The following is a 15,364-nucleotide window of genomic DNA, read 5'->3' as shown; positions in this document are numbered from 1 at the left end:
AATGCCTTATTCAGCGTCTGCTGCAACGCGCATGGAAACGATGGAATCTGGATCCTGCACTGGTTCGCCGCGCTTGATCTTGTCGACATTATCCATGCCTTCGATGACCTGCCCCCAAACCGTGTACTGGCGATTAAGGAAGCCTGCATCGTCGAAGCAGATGAAGAACTGGGAATTGGCAGAGTTAGGGCTCTGCGAACGGGCCATTGAACAAGCGCCGCGACCATGATTGGCGTTGGAGAATTCAGCCTTCAAATCAGGCTTGTCGGAACCGCCCATGCCAGCGCGCGAAGGATTGAACGAGCTGCCGCCCTGCTTACCGAACTTTACGTCGCCGGTCTGCGCCATGAAGCCATCAATCACGCGGTGAAATACAACACCGTCATATGCGCCTTCGCGTGCCAATTCCTTGATACGCTCGACGTGACCGGGAGCAAGATCAGGATAAAGTTCGATAACAACATTGCCCTTGGTTGTTTCGAGCAGGATTGTGTTTTCTGGGTCTTTGTAAGCCATATCAGGCAATCTCCTTGTTAGTAATTATTGGCCAACTGTGACCTTGAGCATCTTGTCCGGGCTGTCGACAGCACCATTGTCTGCCTCTGAACCCTTCTTGATCTTGTCGACGGCTTCCATGCCGCTCGTAACCTTCCCGACAACCGTGTACTGGCCATTAAGCGAAGGATACTCGGTGAACATGATGAAGAACTGTGAATTTGCCGAGTTTGGGTTCTGCGAACGGGCCATGCCGACGACACCGCGCACGAATGGCTCCTTGGAAAACTCTGCAGGGATATCCGGGCGGGTCGAGCCGCCTGTACCGGCTGCTGCCTGGTTGTAGCCCTTTTCCGTATTGCCATATTGGACATCGCCAGTCTGAGCCATGAAGCCTGGAATAACGCGGTGGAACACAACATTATTATATGCGCCCTCTTTCGCGAGCGCCTTGATCTGTTCAACATGCTTTGGTGCAAGGTCTGGAAGCAATTCTACTTTGACGTCACCATCCTTGAGTTTGATCGTCAGGGTGTTGGCATCATCAGCCCAACTTGGGCTCAGGGTGGCGAAAGACAGAGACGAAACGGCAGCAACAAGCAATGCTGTGCGGAATACGGACATGAAAGTCTCCAGATCAGGATTTGAATTTAGTCTTGAGCGCATCAGCGACAAGCGCGGGAACAAAGTGCCGGACGTCGCCGCCCATGGCTGCAATCTGACGAACCAATGTGGCAGTAATTGTGCGAACCGATGGATCGGCGGGCAGAAACACGGTTTGCAACTCCGGTGCCATCTTGCCGTTCATGCCAGCCATCTGCATTTCATAGTCAAGATCCGTTCCGTCACGCAAACCGCGCACCATGAGCGAAGCCTTGTGTTTATGTGCGGCATCGATGAGCAATCCGTCAAATGCGATAACCTTGATTCTCGCACCATCCTTACCGAATACATCCAAAGAAACGCGTTTGATAAGATCCACGCGTTCTTCGAAAGTGAACAAAGGCGCTTTGCCGGGATGAATACCTATGGCAACGAATACTTCATCTGCAAGTCTCAGCGATCCTTGCAACACATCCATATGGCCATTGGTGATCGGATCGAATGATCCGGCATAGATTGCTGTCGTCATGAGCGCTTACTAGCGGGTTTACCGGCCGGATTCAATGGCTGAACCGTTCCGGATGAACGCTGAATGAACAAGTTCGTCAGCAAGCATTCAGAAGTTTTCACCTATGCGTGAACTGCACTGATGAAACCATTTCATGCTTACTACGTTGTTAACTATGAAATGCAATGACACCGAAGGGACTGATTGATGTTTATTCTTCTGAGTATTGCCATGATGGTCGCGATGATGGTCTCCGCGATCATCATGATTGTTGAAGAAAATAAAAAGCGGGAAGCTCCCGTAAGAACTTCCCGCTTCGGTGTTTATCAACCCAGCGATAACTAAGCGTATCTGCGAAATTACTCTTCGCTGGTACTAGCTGTCGTATCTGGCGCTGTTACTTCTTCCTCGTCGCCTGCGCCTTCCTCAATATCCTCGGACTCTGTCTCGGAGATACGTTCTACCGAAACGACCTTCTCGCCATCGGCAGTATTGAAGATGGTGACGCCCTTTGTAGAGCGCCCTGCAACGCGAATGCCATTGACAGGAACGCGGATAAGCTGGCCGCGATCAGAAACCAGCAATATCTGATCTGCTGCCGCAATTGGGAACAGCGCCACAAGCTTGCCAATCTCATCAGTCTTGGACGTATCCGTAGCGCGAATACCCTTTCCGCCACGGCCGGAAACGCGGAATTCATAAGATGATGAGCGTTTGCCGTAGCCAAATTCGCTGACAGTAAGTACCGTTTGCTCACGATCGCGAAGTTCTGCATATCGCTCCGGTGAAAGGCTGGTCAACTCGGTAGCCTCCTCTCCGACCAATGCGATTTCTTCAACATCGTCAGCACCCTGTGCCCGGCGCTCAGCCGCAGCCTGCTTCAGATAGGTAGAGCGTTCGGCTGGACTTGCTTCAACATGGCCGAGGATCGCCATCGAAATGATCTTGTCACCCGGTGCGAGGCTAATGCCACGAACCCCAATCGAATTACGACCGACGAAAACGCGAACATCCGTTACCGGGAAGCGTATGCACTGGCCGCCTGCTGCCGTCAGCAATACGTCGTCAAATTCGTCACAGGTATCGACGCTGAGGATTTCATCACCCTCGTCTTCCAACTTCATCGCAATTTTGCCATTGCGATTGACCTGAACGAAGTCCGACAACTTGTTGCGGCGAACAGTTCCGCGCGTCGTCGCAAACATCACATCGAGGTTTGCCCAGCTCGCCTCATCTTCAGGAAGCGGCATGATCGTGGTGATACGTTCACCCTGTTCAAGCGGCAGCATGTTGATGAGTGCCTTGCCGCGCGACTGCGGCGTACCAATCGGCAAGCGCCAGACCTTTTCCTTGTAAACAATACCGCGCGACGAGAAGAACAGCATCGGCGTATGCGTATTGGCAACGAACAGCCGTGTGACGAAATCCTCGTCTTTCATCGACACACCAGAACGGCCCTTGCCGCCACGGCGCTGCGCACGATAGGTCGCGAGCGGCACACGCTTGATATAGCCGGCATGGCTGACAGTGACGACCATGTCTTCACGAGCGATGAGGTCCTCATCGTCCATATCCGCGCCGCCTTCAGTCAGGACAGAGCGGCGTGGCGTGCCAAACTCATCGCGAATAGCAATCAGTTCATCCTTGACGATGCCCATGATGCGGGTGCGGGAAGCAAGAATTTCAAGATAGTCGGCAATCTCAACGCCGATCTTGTTCAATTCATCCGCAATTTCATCACGGCCGAGGGCCGTCAAACGCTGCAAACGCAAATCGAGGATGGCGCGAGCCTGCTCTTCCGACAGATTATATGTGCTGTCATCGTTCAACTTGTGACGAGGGTCGGCAATCAGCGTAATCAGAGGTGCAACATCATTGGCTGGCCAACGACGCTCCATCAATTGGTCGCGGGCAGTCGCGGGATCAGGCGCCTGGCGGATCAGCGCGATAATTTCGTCGATATTTGCCACAGCAATGGCAAGACCAACCAAGACGTGCGCGCGATCCCGAGCTTTGCGCAGCAGGAACTTCGTGCGGCGGCTGACAACTTCCTCGCGGAAACTGACAAAAGCCCGCAGAATATCGAGCAGGTTCAACAGACCCGGCTTGCCGCCATTCAATGCCACCATATTGGCGCCAAATGATGACTGCAGCGGGGTAAAGCGGTAAAGCTGATTGACGATAACATCGGCAACAGCGTCACGCTTCAACTCAACAACAACGCGATAGCCGTCGCGATCGGATTCATCGCGGATGTCGGAGATGCCCTCAATCCGCTTTTCGCGGACGAGATCGGCCATCTTCTCGATCATCGTTGCCTTGTTTACCTGATAAGGCACTTCCGTAATGATGATAGCTTCGCGATCACCGCGCATGCTTTCAATGGCAACCTTGCCGCGCATCAAAATGGAACCGCGCCCGGTGCTGTAGGCTGAGAGTATACCCGAGCGTCCAAGGATCAGACCACCGGTCGGAAAATCCGGACCTGGAATAAATTCCATTATTTCGTGAAGTTCAATGGCCGGATTATCGATCAGTGCAACGCAACCATTGATAACTTCGGCCAGATTGTGCGGCGGTACATTTGTCGCCATGCCGACCGCAATACCGCCGGAGCCATTGACGAGCAGATTGGGAAAGCGCGCCGGCAGAACAGTTGGTTCCTGCTCGCGGCCATCATAATTGTCCTGAAAGTCGACAGTTTCCTTGTCGATATCGGAAAGCAAAGACTCCGTAACTTTTTCGAGGCGGCATTCGGTATACCGCATCGCAGCCGGGCTATCGCCGTCGATGGAACCAAAGTTTCCCTGTCCGTCAACAAGCGGATCCCGAAGCGACCAATCCTGCGCCATGCGGACGAGCGCGTCATAAATCGAAGCGTCGCCGTGTGGATGGTATTTACCCATCACTTCACCGACAACACCCGCCGACTTACGGTATGATCTGTTCCACGACAGACCCATTTCATTCATGGCGTGAAGAATACGGCGGTGGACTGGCTTCAAACCGTCGCGCACATCGGGCAACGCACGGCTGACGATCACGCTCATCGCATAATCGAGATAGGAACGCTGCATCTCCTCGATGATGGAAATGGCTTCAATACCGGAACCGGGTCCGGTCTTGTCGTCTTCTGGGCCAGGAGGTGGAGTTAAATCAGACACGAGGCACTCATCTTTCGAATAGAATCAATCTTTGATCTTATAGCGGCTTTCCAAACCAAATGCCAATTAACGCGCCGGTAATACACAGATGAAAACCCTTTAATATCAAGAACATAAAATAGAGTTTCTCATGCGGTGAAAAACTTGCATAAGGAATTTCATCTTTATCGACGCTGGATAGCAAATCCGGTAAGTTAAGGCGGGGACAGCCATGGGCTTGCATGGTGTTTAGCAGAAAAGAAAAGCAAAATCGTGGCGTTATATGACTCAATTCTGAATGCGCTCGTAACCCTGATGGTCACGATTGATCCGCCGGGGCTGGCACCGCTTTTCCTTGCCCTTACTCAGGGCATGAATCGCAAGGAGCGCGGTCAGGTCGCCCTGCGCGCCAGCCTTACCGCATTCATCGTTTTGACTGTTTTCGCAATTGCAGGTGCCCAGATACTGGCGCTGTTCGGCATAACCCTTGGCGCCTTCCGCATTGCAGGCGGGCTGCTTTTGTTCTGGATCGCCTTCGAGATGATTTTCGAGAAGCGTCAGGATCGCAAGGAAAAGAGCGCCGCCGTGGCGATCACGAAGGATCACATCCGCAATATAGCGGCTTTTCCGCTAGCGATCCCTCTCATCGCCGGTCCCGGTGCCATATCCGCAACGATTCTTCTGGCTGGCACAATGTCAACGCCCGCTTCGCGCCTCGCGCTGATTGGTGTGATCCTGCTCTGCATTGCATCAGCCTATCTCGTGTTTTTCGTCGCCGAGCGCGTCGATCGCTTTCTGGGTGAAACCGGACGTTCGATCCTCACGCGTCTGCTGGGTGTTATTCTCGCGGCGTTGGCGGTGCAATTCGTTGCCGACGGCATAAAAACATTCATCACAGCGTGATTATATCGGCTTGTCCTCCTCCGCAGCTTCCCGCTGGGTGATCAAACGGGCGCTACGTGCGCCTGTTACCGATATCCATAACCAGCTTAATGCAACCGCAAGCCGGTTTCGTACGCCAATCAAGAAGTAGATATGGGCCAGTCCCCACAGCCACCAAGCTGGATAGCCTTTTAGCTTGATAAACCCGAAATCTGTTACCGCGGCACGTTTGCCGATTGTCGCCAAATCGCCAGCATGTCGATAGCGAAACGGCTTGGGTCCATTGTCCCCGGCGAGACGGGCTTTGATTGTTTTCGCCACATGCGCGCCCTGTTGCTTTGCGGCCGGAGCTATGCCCGGAACCATGCCCTTATCGCCATTGGCAACTGTCGCTGTATCACCAATCACGAAGATTTCGGGGTGATCCGGTGCTGTCAGGTCGGGATTGACGGCAAGGCGCCCTGCCCGATCGGATGAAGCATTCAACCATTTGGCAGCGGGAGATGCCTGCACGCCAGCTGCCCAGATAATCGTCTTAGCCTGCAGTGATTGCCCTGCGAATTCGACGCCATCGGCATGGCACGCGGTGACAGGATTGCCGACATGTACTGTAACGCCCAGCTTTTCGAGCGCGCGTTGCGCGTATGCAGAAAGCTCTTCGTTGAAGGCCCCGAGCACGCGAGTACCGCCCTCTATCAGCACGACCCGTGCTGTGGCTGGATCAATCACACGGAAATCGCCCTTTAGTGTATCGCGCGACAGATCGGCCAATGTTCCGGCAATTTCCACGCCTGTGGGTCCGCCACCAATAATGACAAATGTGAGCAGTTCCTGACGCTTTGCCGGATCTGGCTCGCGCTCGGCTTTTTCGAATGCGGTCAGAATACGCCGGCGTATCATAGTGGCATCTTCCAAGGTTTTCAGCCCGGGCGCAAAGGGCTCCCAATCGTCGTGACCGAAATACGCGTGCCGGGCGCCGGTTGCCAGAACAAGCGTATCGTACGGAATGGTTTCCCCATCGAGCGTTGAAACAGTCTTTGCAGTCGTATCAACACTGTGCACCGTGCCGAGCAGCGTTTTCACATTCTTGAATTTTCGCAAAAGGTGCCGGATCGGCCAGGCGATCTCCGACGTTGCCAGTGTCGAGGTTGCGACTTGATAGAGCAACGGCTGGAACAGGTGGTGATTGCGTTGATCGATCAATGTTATGTCGATATCGACATTGCGAAGGTTTTGAACTGTGACCAGACCGCCAAAGCCTGCGCCAACGATAACGAGACGATGACGGGGTGCGGCTGGTGTTTCGACTTGTGTCATAACCGGGCTCCAATGCACTTGCGCAACAGGTCTAACAGACCCCTCAGCTTGCGACAATTGCACTAAAGTCCGGTCAGCAATGCATTATCAATCGGGCCAATAGCGGGCTTACGCCACGGTTGCCGGCTCACGCTGTATATGCGTCTCGAAAAGAGACGTGCCAATATTATGCGCAGTATCGAAATGCTTGGCGGGGTCTTGCGAGTCCGATTCCAGAAGCAGAGTTGATGACACTACGGGAGCGCCGCAATAGTCGAATATCCCATGATCGATCTGTGTTTTCATGGCGTCATCATAGCCATGTTTCTCATAGGTTCCGGCGTCCGCCCCACCAATCCCGACAAGATGAATTGGAAGATGGCCGAGCTTTTTCTCCAATTTCCCATCCCCGTCATCATAGGCCCAGCCATTTGAAAACACGCGATCAATCCATCCCTTTAGAAGGCCGGGCATAGACCACCAATAGACTGGAAAGACGAGTACCAAAGCATCGGACTTGTCTATCCGCGCCTGCTCATCTGCGACATCGGACGGTGCAGGCGCTTTCTTTCGGTGGGCCGCAATGTCACCTTCACTAAATCTTGGATCAAAACCTTCTGCGGTAAGGTCAGCCAGTTCGTAGGAATGACCGGTCCCGGAATGCAATAAGCCCTCTCCGATCCTGGCAGCAATGCTGCTGGTCAGCGAGTTTGGTTCCGGGTGCGAGATAACAATAAGCGCATGCATGTCGATAACTCCTGAAGAGCGGTTGCAGATAGCAGTACAATACTATATACTTTTAGTAAGTTACTTTTGGTATATAGCGATGTCAAGCACAGAATCTACAAACCTTCCTTCCCAATCCTCTCCACGTCAGCGACTTTCAAGGCAGGCACGGCATCGTCAATTGCTGGATGTCTCATGGCGGCTGATACGGGACGAAGGAACAGAAGCCCTGACGCTCGGGCGCCTCGCCGAGCAGTCGGGCGTCACCAAACCGGTCGTCTATGATCATTTCGGCACGCGCCCCGGTTTGCTCGCGGCTCTCTTTATGGAGTTTGATGCCCGTCAGACTGCAATCATGGATGCCGCCCTTGAACGTGCAGCGCACAGTTTGATTGATGTCGCCAAGACGATCGCTTCTTCGTATGTCGATTGTGTTCTCACACAGGGACGTGAAATACCTGGTATCATTGCAGCGCTGAAAGGTTCACCGGAACTTGAAAAAATAAAGCACGATTTTGAAGCGATCTTCATAGAAAAATGCAGAGGCCTTCTGGATGCTTTTTCTGGCGTAGAAGGTGTTTCATCAGCGGGACTATGGGGAATGCTTGGTGCCGCTGAAGGCTTGTCGAATGCCGCAGTGGGCGGCGATATCACACCGTTACAGGCTAAGAACGAGCTTTACGAGATAATCATTTCGATGGTTCAACGAAGCGCATAAAGCGACTGACGGGCCACTCCGGCCAGCCGTTACTAGTCGGAATAAGCTCGGCTTAAATGCGATTTGTGCCGAATGACTATACAAAGTCACCCGGCACGCTCAATCAGTTTATGGTGCAATCAAGCAGCGCAGATCAGAACGGAATTTCGTCGTCGAGATCGCGCGAGAAGTTCCCGCCGCTTGAGCTGGAAGAACTACCTGCATTGGAGCGGCCGAAATCGGAGCCGCCGCGATCATCACCCACTTGCCCGCGACCGGAATTGCTCTCGAATGAACGTCCGCCGCCAGCTCCCGCACCCTCACCGCGCGAATCCAGCATTTGCAGTTCACCACGGAATTTTTGCAATACTACTTCTGTCGAATAGCGGTCATTGCCAGTCTGGTCCTGCCACTTACGGGTTTGAAGCGCACCTTCCAGATAAACCTTCATGCCCTTCTTCAGGTACTGTTCGGCAACTTTGGCAAGATTGTCATTAAAGATGACAACCTGATGCCATTCGGTCTTTTCCTTGCGTTCTCCGCTATTCTTGTCGCGCCAGCTTTCCGAGGTCGCAATACGCAGATTTACAACGGGATCGCCTGAACCAAGCCGCCGGACTTCCGGGTCAGCGCCAAGATTTCCAACCAAAATGACCTTGTTGACACTGCCTGCCATGTTAAAAACTCCACAAATTCCAATTTTAAATTTTGGCTATCATACAGAAGCCGTGGCAGCGGCGGACAATTGATTGCCACTATCCACAATATACAACTCGTTACCGAACCGTGCTTCAATCTCCAATGCAACACTCCTGCCAGATTTGTCAGGAGACATTCCCGCACTGCTTACATACTTCGATCATCTCTGATGGACGTATCAGCCGTCAGCCCGCCGTCGAACACATTCACAAACGTCAAGAGTCAGTGTCCGTAATTTTTGTTCTTTCTTTGTTCTATCACTTGCTCTAACAATGTCAACATGGCTATGGTGATTCAAGACGGTGGGTAAAACCCGGCCTCGTAAATTATCCATAACGCACTAAATAAAGGGAACGCTTCTCCTAGAGAGCAATTCCCCAAAATAGCGGCATGCCCTGTCAAAGGCGAACGAACATGAGCGATCAGAAGTACATTTCCATTCGCGGTGCGCGCGAACATAATTTGAAGAATATCGATCTTGACCTGCCGCGGGACAAGCTGATTGTCATGACCGGCTTGTCCGGTTCGGGCAAATCATCCCTCGCCTTTGATACGATCTATGCCGAAGGTCAGAGACGCTATGTCGAAAGTCTTTCGGCTTATGCGCGGCAATTTCTGGAAATGATGCAGAAGCCGGATGTCGACCAGATCGACGGCCTGTCTCCTGCAATTTCCATTGAACAGAAGACAACCAGCCGCAATCCGCGCTCGACAGTGGGAACTGTCACAGAGATTTATGACTATCTGCGCCTGCTTTATGCACGCGTTGGCGTTCCCTATTCGCCGGCAACAGGATTGCCGATCGAGAGTCAGACCGTCAGCCAGATGGTGGACCGCGTCATGGCACTTGAGGAAGGCGCTCGCCTGTTCATTCTCGCGCCTATCGTGCGTGGTCGTAAGGGCGAATATCGCAAGGAACTCGCTGACCTGCAAAAACGCGGCTTTCAGCGTGTAAAGGTCGATGGCACATTCTATGAAATCGCGGATGTCCCGGCGCTGGACAAGAAGTACAAGCACGACATCGACGTTGTGGTCGACCGTATCGTCGTACGCCCGGACATTTCTGCGCGCCTCGCTGATAGCCTGGAAACCTGCCTGAAACTTGCTGATGGCATCGCTATTGCGGAATTTGCTGACAAGCCGCTACCTGCGGATGAAACGTCCAGTGAATCGGCCAATAAATCCAAGAACGAAACGCATGAGCGTATCATGTTCTCGGAAAAATTTGCCTGCCCCGTGTCAGGCTTTACCATCACGGAAATTGAACCGCGCCTGTTCTCGTTCAATAATCCGTTTGGCGCCTGCCCGACCTGCGATGGCCTTGGTACGCAAAAGGCAATCGATCCGACGATGATCATTCCGGACGAGGCGTTGACGCTGAAAAACGGCGCGATTGCGCCTTGGGCGAAGTCAAGTTCTCCCTACTACAGCCAGACGTTGCAGGCGCTTGGTGAAGCCTACGGATTCAAGCTTGGCGATCGCTGGCGCGACCTGAATGAGGATGCACGCGAGGCTATTCTTTATGGCACCGGCAGCCGCGAGATCGCATTCTCCTATGATGATGGCCTGCGCTCTTACCGCACGACCAAATCATTCGAGGGTGTCATTCCCAATCTGGAGCGCCGCTGGAAAGAGACGGATTCTGCCTGGTCGCGTGAGGAAATAGAACGCTTCATGTCCGGCACGCCCTGCCCGGCCTGCAAAGGTTATCGTCTGAAGCCCGAAGCGCTCGCCGTGAAAATTGGTGGCCTGCACATCGGTCAGATCACTGAGAAATCCATTCGTCATGCGGATGCATGGTTCAGCGATATCGACAAGAGTTTCAATGAGAAACAGACTGAGATCGCGGCGCGTATTCTCAAGGAAATTCGCGAACGCCTGCGGTTTCTCAACGATGTCGGCCTCGATTATCTCGCGCTTTCACGTAATTCAGGCACATTATCGGGCGGCGAAAGCCAGCGCATCCGGCTTGCATCGCAGATTGGCTCAGGTCTCACCGGCGTACTCTATGTTCTGGATGAGCCATCCATCGGCCTGCATCAGCGTGATAACGAACAATTGCTCAAGACATTGCGTCACCTGCGCGATCTTGGAAACACGGTCATCGTCGTTGAACATGATGAAGACGCGATTCTGACCGCAGATTACGTTGTTGATATCGGCCCCGCAGCCGGTATTCACGGTGGCGAAATCATTGCGGAAGGCAGTCCGGCAGACATTATGGCGAGCCCGAAATCTCTGACCGGCAAATATCTGTCCGGCGAGATAGAAGTGGCTGTTCCGGCGGAACGCCGCAAGGTCAACAAAAAGCGGATCAAGATTGCCGGAGCGCGGGGCAACAATCTGAAAAACGTCTCGGCAGAAATTCCGCTGGGTACCTTCACCGCCGTAACCGGCGTTTCGGGTGGCGGAAAGTCAACATTCCTTATCGAGACGCTGTTCAAAGCCGCATCGCGCCGGATCATGGGTTCGCGTGAACATCCTGCCGAGCATGATCATATTGAGGGGCTCGAATTTCTCGACAAGGTCATTGATATCGATCAGTCGCCGATCGGACGCACGCCGCGTTCCAATCCAGCTACCTATACGGGCGCGTTCACGCCAATCCGCGACTGGTTTGCCGGTTTGCCCGAAGCCAAGGCGCGGGGTTATCAGCCTGGTCGCTTTTCGTTCAACGTTAAAGGTGGGCGCTGCGAAGCATGTCAGGGCGATGGCGTTATCAAGATCGAAATGCACTTCCTGCCTGACGTCTATGTCACCTGCGATGTCTGTCACGGCAAACGTTACAACCGCGAAACACTGGAAGTTCTGTTCAAGGGCAAATCGATTGCCGACGTGCTCGATATGACTGTTGAAGAAGGTGCCGAGTTCTTTGCTGCGGTCCCCGCCGTTCGTGACAAATTGCAGACACTGGCCAAAGTCGGGCTTGGTTATATCCATGTCGGCCAGCAGGCAAATACGCTTTCCGGCGGCGAAGCGCAGCGCATCAAGCTTGCCAAGGAACTATCCCGCAAGGCAACGGGACGGACACTCTACATTCTGGATGAACCAACAACTGGCCTGCATTTCCATGACGTAGCAAAACTTCTTGAAGTTTTGCATGAGCTTGTGGATCAGGGTAATACGGTTGTGGTGATCGAGCATAATCTCGAAGTCATCAAAACTGCGGATTGGGTGATTGATCTGGGGCCGGAAGGCGGCGATGGCGGGGGTGAGATCGTTGCAGTCGGGCGACCGGAGGATATTGTCGATGTCGAACGCTCTTACACAGGTCAGTTCCTGAAAGAGCTTTTGCGGCGCCGCCCGGGACACAGGGCACAGGCCGCAGCGGAATAGAAGAGGTTCGGTTAAGTACAAAAGCTGGGTGGTCGTTTCCACCCGGTTAGAGGGAGGAGATTGAGATGGCGGGCACCATTCGCGCAGGTATCGGCGGCTGGATTTTCGAACCATGGCGCGGAACCTTCTATCCTGAAGGTCTCGCGCAAGCCAAAGAACTCAATTATGCGGGCCAGCATCTCCAGACAATAGAGATCAACAGCACCTATTATGGCACACAGAAGCCGGAAACCTTTGCCAAATGGGCTGGTCAGGTGCCGGACGGTTTCATTTTTGCCGTCAAGGGCAACCGTTTTGTCACCAACCGCAAGGTGCTGGCCGAAGCTGGCGAGTCCATGGAGCGGTTCATTAAATCCGGTCTTGCCGAACTTGGAGATCGTCTGGGTCCATTGATCTGGCAGTTTGCACCGACGAAAAAGTTCAACGCCGAGGATTTTGGCGCGTTTCTTGACCTCCTTCCCCGTAAAGAAGCGGGCCTGCCGCTTCGTCACGCTGTTGAAGTACGCAATCCTTCGTTTATCGATCCTGATTTTATCGCCTTGGCTCGCAAGAAAGACGTTGCAGTCGTCTATGCCGAACATTTTGACTATCCCGAAATCGCCGACGTAACTTCAGATTTTGTCTATGCCCGGCTTCAAAAGGGCGATGATAATATTGAAACAGCTTATTCAGCTAAGGCTTTGGACAAGTGGGCTGAGCGGTCACAGCTTTGGTCTAAGGGGGGTGTGCCGGATGATCTTCCCTTGGCCGCTCCCGACCAGAAGATAGAGAAACGGCCTCGCGATGTGTTCGTTTATTTCATTCACGAAGGCAAAGTGCGCGCTCCGCAGGCAGCTCAAGCACTCGCGAAACGGATTAAGTAGCCTCCACCCCACACCTTGCCTAAATAATGAGCACTATGCATAATTTTTATGCGACACAGGACTTCACATATTGCCCTTTCAATCGAGGGTATCTTGCAAAAATCAAAAACTCCGCACGGCTACAGGCTTAGATTACTGTTTCAAATTTATTCTTCAAAAGCGATGGAATTGGCACGCTTCATGCTTTTAATATGGACAAGCGGGCATAGGCCCGCCGGTTACATAGGGAGATCGATCTCTGATGAAGAAAATCGAAGCCATCATCAAGCCGTTCAAGCTGGACGAGGTGAAAGAAGCACTGCAGGAAGTGGGGCTTCAGGGCATCACGGTCACTGAAGCCAAGGGCTTTGGCCGCCAAAAGGGTCACACGGAATTGTATCGTGGCGCAGAATATGTCGTCGACTTCTTGCCGAAGGTTAAGGTGGAAATCGTCTTGGGCGATGAATCCGTTGAAGCAGCGATAGAAGCAATTCGCAAAGCTGCACAAACAGGGCGCATCGGCGACGGAAAAATCTTTGTCTCGAATATCGAGGAAGTTGTCCGCATTCGTACCGGTGAATCCGGTATCGACGCCATTTGATCCAATCCGTTGCCGGCAACGCATCCGGCACCCAATCATCGCGCTTAATAAGGAAAATTGGTATGACGACTGCAAATGATATTCTCAAGCAGATCAAGGACAACGACGTAAAGTTCCTCGACCTGCGCTTTACAGATCCCAAGGGCAAGCTGCAGCACGTGACGATGGATGTCGCTGAAGTCGACGAAGACATGTTCGCTGATGGTGTCATGTTCGATGGCTCGTCTATTGCCGGCTGGAAGGCCATCAACGAATCCGACATGGTTCTCATGCCCGACACTGATACGGTTCACATGGACCCGTTCTTCGCGCAGTCGACCATGGTTATTCTTTGCGACATTCTCGATCCGGTCTCGGGCGAATCCTACAATCGCGACCCGCGCGGCACAGCCAAGAAGGCCGAAGCCTATATGAAGGCGGAAGGCGTTGGCGATACGATTTTTGTTGGCCCGGAAGCTGAGTTCTTTGTTTTCGATGACGTGAAATACAAGGTAGATCCATATAATACAGGCTTCAAGCTCGATTCCACAGAACTGCCGTCCAACGATGACACCGACTATGAGACGGGCAATCTGGGTCACCGTCCGCGCGTCAAGGGCGGCTATTTCCCTGTGCCTCCTATCGATAGCGCACAGGACATGCGCTCCGAGATGCTCACCGTTTTGACGGAAATGGGCGTTCGCGTTGAAAAACATCACCACGAAGTGGCTGCTGCTCAGCACGAACTTGGCATCAAGTTCGATCATCTGACACGCAACGCCGACAAGATGTTGATCTACAAGTATGTCGTGCATCAGGTTGCCAATGCCTATGGCAAGACTGCTACCTTCATGCCGAAGCCAATCTTCGGCGATAATGGCTCGGGCATGCACGTCCACATGTCGATCTGGAAAGATGGCAAGCCGACATTTGCAGGCAATGAGTATGCTGGCCTGTCAGAAAGCTGCCTGTTCTTCATCGGCGGCATCATCAAGCACGCCAAGGCAATCAACGCCTTCACAAATCCGTCGACCAACTCCTACAAGCGTCTGGTCCCGGGTTATGAAGCTCCGGTTCTTTTGGCCTACTCTGCCCGTAACCGTTCAGCTTCTTGCCGTATTCCGTTCGGTTCTTCGCCGAAGTCAAAGCGCGTTGAAATCCGTTTCCCGGACCCGACAGCAAACCCATATCTCGGCTTTGCCGCCATGTTGATGGCTGGTCTTGATGGCATCAAGAACAAGATCCACCCCGGCCAGCCGATGGACAAGGACCTTTATGATCTTCCTGCAAAGGAACTCAAGAAGATCCCGACCGTTTGCGCTTCGCTGCGTGAAGCTCTCCAGAGCCTCGACAAGGATCGCGCCTTCCTCAAGGCTGGCGGTGTATTCGATGATGATCAGATCGACTCGTTCATCGAACTGAAGATGGCTGAAGTGATGCGTTTTGAGATGACCCCGCATCCGGTCGAATACGACATGTACTACTCGGTTTGATTTGATCCAGAGCAGAATACAAAACCCCGGCCAACGCCGGGGTTTTTCGTTTGGAGCATTATGG

At 53.1% G+C, this 15,364-nt stretch carries 14 protein-coding genes; 7 read left to right on the top strand and 7 right to left on the bottom strand.

Going from position 1 to position 15,364, the window contains the following annotated elements; genetic code table 11:
* Positions 1-6: 6 nt before the first annotated feature.
* Genes ABKW30_RS17150 through coaD form a run of 3 tightly spaced genes read right to left on the bottom strand, consistent with a single transcriptional unit; the run spans position 7 to position 1,627 of the window.
* The gene (locus tag ABKW30_RS17150; RefSeq protein WP_348600119.1) at positions 7-516 is read right to left on the bottom strand and encodes a peptidylprolyl isomerase; all 510 of its coding nucleotides are present in this window, start codon (positions 514-516) and stop codon (positions 7-9) included.
* Positions 517-540: 24 nt separating this feature from the next.
* Complete coding sequence (locus ABKW30_RS17145) at positions 541-1,119, bottom strand: peptidylprolyl isomerase (protein WP_348600118.1); 579 nt, start codon at positions 1,117-1,119, stop codon at positions 541-543.
* Between the two features lie 13 nt (positions 1,120-1,132).
* A complete protein-coding gene (gene coaD / locus ABKW30_RS17140; RefSeq protein ID WP_348600116.1) occupies positions 1,133-1,627 on the bottom strand; it encodes a pantetheine-phosphate adenylyltransferase in 495 nt (164 codons plus the stop codon).
* Positions 1,628-1,813: 186 nt separating this feature from the next.
* Here coaD and ABKW30_RS17135 point away from each other — a divergent pair, with 186 nt between their 5' ends.
* Positions 1,814-1,951: a hypothetical protein gene (locus tag ABKW30_RS17135; RefSeq protein WP_348600115.1), complete on the top strand. Its 138-nt coding sequence runs from the start codon at positions 1,814-1,816 to the stop codon at positions 1,949-1,951.
* A gap of 14 nt (positions 1,952-1,965) precedes the next feature.
* Here the strand turns inward: ABKW30_RS17135 and gyrA are convergent, their stop codons facing one another.
* Entirely contained in the window at positions 1,966-4,770 is a 2,805-nt protein-coding gene (gene gyrA / locus ABKW30_RS17130; RefSeq protein WP_348600114.1) for a DNA gyrase subunit A, read from the bottom strand.
* 252 nt (positions 4,771-5,022) lie between these two features.
* Here gyrA and ABKW30_RS17125 point away from each other — a divergent pair, with 252 nt between their 5' ends.
* On the top strand, positions 5,023-5,652 hold the full coding sequence (locus tag ABKW30_RS17125; protein ID WP_348600113.1) for a MarC family protein: 630 nt from the start codon (positions 5,023-5,025) through the stop codon (positions 5,650-5,652).
* On the opposite strand, the gene ABKW30_RS17120 is transcribed toward ABKW30_RS17125, so the two are convergent.
* Positions 5,653-6,948, bottom strand: a complete 1,296-nt coding sequence (locus ABKW30_RS17120) for an NAD(P)/FAD-dependent oxidoreductase (RefSeq protein WP_348600111.1) — start codon at positions 6,946-6,948, stop codon at positions 5,653-5,655. It lies immediately after the preceding gene.
* A 108-nt stretch (positions 6,949-7,056) separates the two neighbouring features.
* Positions 7,057-7,674 carry an NAD(P)H-dependent oxidoreductase gene (locus ABKW30_RS17115; RefSeq protein WP_348600110.1) on the bottom strand — a complete coding sequence of 206 codons (618 nt, stop codon included), beginning with the start codon at positions 7,672-7,674 and terminating at the stop codon, positions 7,057-7,059.
* Between the two features lie 79 nt (positions 7,675-7,753).
* Here ABKW30_RS17115 and ABKW30_RS17110 point away from each other — a divergent pair, with 79 nt between their 5' ends.
* Positions 7,754-8,371, top strand: a complete 618-nt coding sequence (locus tag ABKW30_RS17110) for a TetR/AcrR family transcriptional regulator (RefSeq protein ID WP_348600108.1) — start codon at positions 7,754-7,756, stop codon at positions 8,369-8,371.
* Positions 8,372-8,504: 133 nt separating this feature from the next.
* Here ABKW30_RS17110 and ABKW30_RS17105 read toward each other — a convergent pair whose 3' ends face one another.
* Entirely contained in the window at positions 8,505-9,026 is a 522-nt protein-coding gene (locus tag ABKW30_RS17105; RefSeq protein WP_348600107.1) for a single-stranded DNA-binding protein, read from the bottom strand.
* 437 nt (positions 9,027-9,463) lie between these two features.
* On the opposite strand from ABKW30_RS17105, the gene uvrA reads away from it, so the two are divergent.
* The 4 genes from uvrA to glnA all read left to right on the top strand — a co-directional run bounded on the left by uvrA (position 9,464) and on the right by glnA (position 15,300).
* Positions 9,464-12,385, top strand: coding sequence for an excinuclease ABC subunit UvrA (uvrA, locus tag ABKW30_RS17100; protein WP_348600105.1), 2,922 nt, complete (start codon positions 9,464-9,466; stop codon positions 12,383-12,385).
* A gap of 59 nt (positions 12,386-12,444) precedes the next feature.
* Positions 12,445-13,248, top strand: coding sequence for a DUF72 domain-containing protein (locus ABKW30_RS17095; RefSeq protein ID WP_348600426.1), 804 nt, complete (start codon positions 12,445-12,447; stop codon positions 13,246-13,248).
* 241 nt (positions 13,249-13,489) lie between these two features.
* Entirely contained in the window at positions 13,490-13,828 is a 339-nt protein-coding gene (locus ABKW30_RS17090; RefSeq protein WP_008123000.1) for a P-II family nitrogen regulator, read from the top strand.
* Between the two features lie 62 nt (positions 13,829-13,890).
* Complete coding sequence (gene glnA, locus ABKW30_RS17085) at positions 13,891-15,300, top strand: type I glutamate--ammonia ligase (RefSeq protein ID WP_348600104.1); 1,410 nt, start codon at positions 13,891-13,893, stop codon at positions 15,298-15,300.
* Positions 15,301-15,364 lie beyond the last annotated feature (64 nt).

It is taken from the genome of Phyllobacterium sp. SB3, from assembly GCF_040009165.1.
Taxonomy (GTDB): Bacteria; Pseudomonadota; Alphaproteobacteria; order Rhizobiales; family Rhizobiaceae; genus Phyllobacterium.
The sequence above is the reverse complement of the archived record's forward strand: the minus strand, read 5'-3'. Positions and strand labels throughout refer to the sequence as shown.